Annotated in this window: 4 protein-coding genes; 2 read left to right on the top strand and 2 right to left on the bottom strand. The window is 59.0% G+C overall.

All coding sequences use genetic code 11. The annotated features are described in order from the left end of the window. Positions 1-233: 233 nt before the first annotated feature. Both IQ273_RS30640 and IQ273_RS30635 read left to right on the top strand, forming a co-directional pair. The gene (locus IQ273_RS30640; protein ID WP_194026871.1) at positions 234-1,814 is read left to right on the top strand and encodes a metallophosphoesterase; all 1,581 of its coding nucleotides are present in this window, start codon (positions 234-236) and stop codon (positions 1,812-1,814) included. Between the two features lie 36 nt (positions 1,815-1,850). Continuing rightward, a complete protein-coding gene (locus IQ273_RS30635) occupies positions 1,851-2,438 on the top strand; it encodes a DUF924 family protein (protein WP_194026870.1) in 588 nt (195 codons plus the stop codon). Between the two features lie 104 nt (positions 2,439-2,542). Here the strand turns inward: IQ273_RS30635 and rppA are convergent, their stop codons facing one another. Together rppA and IQ273_RS30625 are read right to left on the bottom strand one after the other, a co-directional pair. Beyond that, positions 2,543-3,220: a two-component system response regulator RppA gene (gene rppA, locus IQ273_RS30630; RefSeq protein ID WP_194026869.1), complete on the bottom strand. Its 678-nt coding sequence runs from the start codon at positions 3,218-3,220 to the stop codon at positions 2,543-2,545. Between the two features lie 210 nt (positions 3,221-3,430). After that, positions 3,431-4,708, bottom strand: a complete 1,278-nt coding sequence (locus IQ273_RS30625; protein ID WP_194026872.1) for an aspartate aminotransferase family protein — start codon at positions 4,706-4,708, stop codon at positions 3,431-3,433. Positions 4,709-4,786 lie beyond the last annotated feature (78 nt).

The raw sequence follows: 4,786 nt of genomic DNA, 5'->3' as shown, positions 1-4,786 counted from the left end.
CCCCTGCCCCCTAGCCCCCGGAGAATAGTATTTAAACTTGCGCCGCAGAGTACTAGGCTGGCTGGCGAATCAGGACTGCAGCGTAAGGCTTTCATCAGAACCGCAGATTTATCTGAAAAAGGCTCTTCTATGCCCTAAACTCGGCAATTTCAAGAAAGTCAGACTACCCTGAATTTAGGGCTCTTTTGCTTTAGGCCAGCCGTTTACTGCCACGCAAACTTACCTGCAGACCCATGGCTTCCATTCTTGATCCAGCCATTTTGACCAAAGTCGCCAAGATGAAGGAGCGCGTCTGTTGGCAGCACCCAGCCTTCAGGGAGCGCCATATCGACCAGACCCGTCTGATTTTAGAGGATGGCCACAGCGAGGATAGAGAATTCTCGTTCTTGGTGATTGGCGATAGCGGCTCCGGGCCACACCCTGACCACCACCCCCAGCGACGCATTGCCCAGCAGATGCTGCCCCACCTACAAGACTGCCGCTTTTTGCTGCACACGGGCGATGTGGTGTACCAGGTTGGCTCTAGCGAGCAGTACCCAGAAAATTTTATCAAGCCCTACCGGGAATGGCTGGTGGGGGGCGATCGCCCCGGTCAGGTCGCCTTCGATGAGATGCTGTTTCGCTTTCCATTTTTGGCGGTACCGGGCAATCACGACTACTACAATCTGCCCAGGCTCTACAGTGTTTTGGTGCAGCTAAGTCGGCCTGTTCGCAAACTGCTGCGGCTCAACCTTAATCCCAATGTGGGCTGGCGTGGCTCTGGGGTGGGTGACGCCTACGCCCGTGCTTTTTTAGACTATTTGAAGACGCTGTCAGACGATGACCTGGCGGCCCACCTCGATCGCCACTACGGCCCTTGGGACGAGACAACTGGGGGGCTGCGCTACCAGCCGGGGCAGTTTACCCGCCTGCCCAACCGCTACTACACCTTTCGCTACGGCAGCATCGATTTCTTTGCCCTCGACTCCAGCACCTTTAACGACCCGGCGCTATCGCCCCAGCGGGCTGGCAGTAGCCACTACCACCAGCAGCTTGTGGCCCAGCGACAGGCTATCTTGCGCGAGCAGCAGCAAGTGCGCGACGAAGCTATTCACCTACAGCCCGGTGATCCCCACACCCAGGAGCGCCTAGACGACCTCCAGGCAAAGGTCGAGCAGCTAGAGGAAATGCTGCTGGACATTGAGAAACAGGCCAACCCAGGGCCAACCACGCTGGTTGACACCGAGCAGTTGCTGTGGCTACGAGACGGGCTGATTGCCTCCTGGCAGGATAAGTCGGTGCGGGGGCGAGTGCTCTTTTTTCACCACCCACCCTATGTGACGGAGGCCACCAAATGGGGGCAGGCGCAGACGATGGCCATTCGCCAAAACCTGCGCTGGGTACTCGATCAGGTGGCGGCGGCAGTGCCTGAAATTAGTACCGATCGCTCCCCGGTCAACCTGGTGCTCAATGGCCACGCCCACTGCTTTGAATACCTCAAAACCGAGGCCACGGGCTATGCCGACAGCCACATGAACTGTGTGGTCTGCGGCGGTAGCGGTCTCAGCCTCAGGCGACAGCGGCCCGAAGGCACCATGCTCTACGAACCCCTGGGTACCGATCCCGATGGCCAGGTGGCGTTTAGGCTGGTGGCCAAATCGCAGCTATATATGGGCTTGACGGGTCACAAAACCGAGCGGCGACGGCCCTATTCGTTTGTGCGGATCGATGTCACCGGGGAAGACTCGCCGCAGTTTGTGCTGACCCCTTATATATCGGAGCGCTTTCACCAGGGATGGGAGGATTATGCAATGGATCCGCTGGTGTTGAGCTAAGCGTGGGTGCGTAGGTGTGTGGGTGGGAGATAGGCAATGGAGCGGGTAGAAGAGATTCTGCGGTTTTGGTTTGGCGATCCGGCGGATCCCAATGGAGAGTATGGCCAGCAGCGCAAGGTGTGGTTTAGGAAAGACCCGGCCTTTGATGATGCGATTCGGCAGCGGTTTTTAGAGGATGTTGACCGGGCAATGGCAGGTGAGCTGGACGTTTGGCGGCAGCAGCCCCGATCCTGTCTAGCCCTGGTGCTGCTGCTCGATCAGTTTCCGCGCAACCTGTTTCGCGGCGATGCTCACTGCTTTGAGGGCGATCGCGCTGCCCTAGACATCGCCTACTATGCTCTCGATCGCGGCTACGACCAGCAGGTGCTGCCGGTGGAGCGCATGTTTTTTTACTTGCCTCTGGAGCACAGCGAGAACCTGACCGATCAGGAGCGCAGTGTGGAACTGACGCGATCGCTCCACGCCACCCAACCCGAAAAATTTGAGTCTGCCTTTGACTATGCCCTGCGTCACCGGGACGTGATTCAGCGGTTTGGCCGCTTTCCCCACCGCAATCAGGTGTTGGGCCGGGAAACGACACCGGAGGAGGCAGAGTTTTTGCAGCAGCCGGGGTCGAGGTTTTGAGCGATTTTGGATTGGCGATTTTAGATTTTGGAGACTTGTCTGTGTGGAGCAAAGAGTTGGGCTATGGCAGCAATCCAATCGCAAATCCAAAATCCAAAATTCCCCTAGCTACCCAACCGATACCCCTTGCCATAGACCGTGTGAATAATGGGCGGCGTGCCTTTGGGTTCGATTTTGCGGCGCAGCAGGCGCATTTGGGCGGCGACTACGTTGCTGCTGGGGGCTTCCTGATCGCCCCAGACGCCCTGGTAAATTTGCTCATGGGTGAGCACCTGGTTAACGTGGCGCAGCAGGTAGGCCAGCAGACGGGTTTCTTTTTCGGAAAGCTCAGCGGGTTGGCCCTGGCGGTGGGCGAGCTGGTTGGCTTCGTCTAGCACCAGGTCTTCATAAATGAGGCGAGGTGAGGGAGAAGCCTCTAGGTTGGGCGATCGCCGCAGCAGCGCCCGCACCCGCGCCAGCAGTTCGCGCAGCTCGAAGGGTTTGACCAGGTAATCGTCGGCTCCGGCATCGAGGCCATCGACGCGATCGTTGAGGGTGTCTTTGGCGGTGAGAAAGAGCACGGGGGTGCTGTCGTGGCGCGATCGCACCTGTCGACAAATCTCTAGACCACTTAGCCCCGGCAGCATCCAGTCGAGAATCAGCAGGTCATAGCCGCCCTGGCTGGCTAGCTCGGAACCCGCTGCTCCGTCAGTGGCCACATCCACCTGGTACCCCTCTCGACCAAGCAATCGGCTCAGCGGGTCGGCCAGTTCTACTTCGTCATCAACCAGCAGAATCTTCATGGTGGGGAAAGTAGTGCGGGGTTAGACAGTGTAGATGAATTGCTCTAAAAATAGCCGTTCCTTCGACTCCGCTCAGGGAACGGCTATAGCTATTTTCATTGTTGAGGGTGCAGCAGCAGCGGTATGGACGTTTGGTGTGTGAACGGGTGGGAAGCAATTCAGTCTAAGCTACGTAGACAGCGGTTGCGCCAGTTTCACACTACCGTTCAACTACAGACAATCGCGGATTGCCTGTTCCAAAATCGCTAGCCCTTCGTCAAGCTCGGCTTGGGTAACGGTTAACGGCGGCGCGATGCGCCACACGCTGCCCATGCCGGGTAGGGCGGTAATGTTCATGCTCAGCCCTAGCTCTAGACATCGACGGGTAATGGCGGCCCCGGTTTCGGGGTCGGGTTCACGGGTGGTTCGATCTTTAACCAGCTCCACCCCTAGCAGCAGCCCTCGACCGCGCACGTCACCGATCGCCTCGTAGCGATCCTTCAGCTTGAGCAATCCATCTTTTAAGTAGGCCCCCATAGTTGCCGCCCGCTCGGCCAGATTTTGGTTGGTCAGCACCCGCAGCACCGCCAGTCCCACCTCCGCTGGCATCGGATCCGAAACGTGGGAGGTGTAGAAAATAAAGCCTTTCTCGTAGCAATCAGCCTCGATCGCCTCGCTGGTAACGGTCGCCGCCAGCGGCAGGCCACCCCCTAGGGTCTTCGACAGCGTGAGAATGTCTGGCACCATACCCAGTTGTTCGAAGGCAAAGAAGCTGCCCAGGCGACCAAAGGCGGTTTGGGCTTCATCCAAAATCAGCAGCATGCCCCGCTCCTGGCAGTAGCCCTGCAGCCGCTGAAAGTAGCCCTCGGGTGGAACCACCACACCGCCCGCGCTGAGCACCGGCTCGGCGATCGCGGCGGCATAGGCCCCCACCGACTGGCTATCGACCAGGTCAAAGCCCACTTCCAGGCAGGTCATGTCGCACTGGTCTTGGCAGTGGCGAATGGGGCAGCGGTAGCAGTTGGGCGTGGGCAGGGCCAGGTTGCCGGGAATGGTGGGGCCATAGCCCTTGCGAGCCGAGACAAAGGTGCTGGCCCCAGCTCCGGCGGTCATGCCGTGCCAGGAGGCGCTCAACCCTAACACCTCAAAGCCACCAGTATGCAGCTTGGCCATGCGGAGAGCGGCTTCGTTGGCCTCGCTACCGGTGTTGAGAAACAGGGCCTTTTGCAGGGTGGGCGGCAGTAGCCGACAGAGCGAGTCGGCCAGTTCTACTACCGCTGGAGACAGCATGCCGCTGAACAGGTGCAGCACGTCTTCGCAGGCTTTGTGAATGGCCTGCACCACATCGGGATGATTGTGGCCCAGGGTGGCGCACATCTGCCCCGAGGTAAAGTCAAGAATCTTGCGGCCCTGGCGATCGTAGAGGTAGCTGCCCCGCGCCCGCTCGATCAGCCGAGGGGTGAAGCTGCCGCCATAGCGCACCAGGTGATGGTCAACAATGGCCCACATCTCCTCTTCTGAGGGAAGATCTGAGGATAGAGAGGACGACGCTGGAGTGGTATTCGCCCCAGGGGAAGCATTGTGGGC

Origin of the sequence: Nodosilinea sp. LEGE 07298, assembly GCF_015207265.1 — a bacterium.
Taxonomy (GTDB): domain Bacteria; phylum Cyanobacteriota; class Cyanobacteriia; order Phormidesmidales; family Phormidesmidaceae; genus Nodosilinea.
This window is presented reverse-complemented; position numbering and strand designations above follow the sequence as displayed.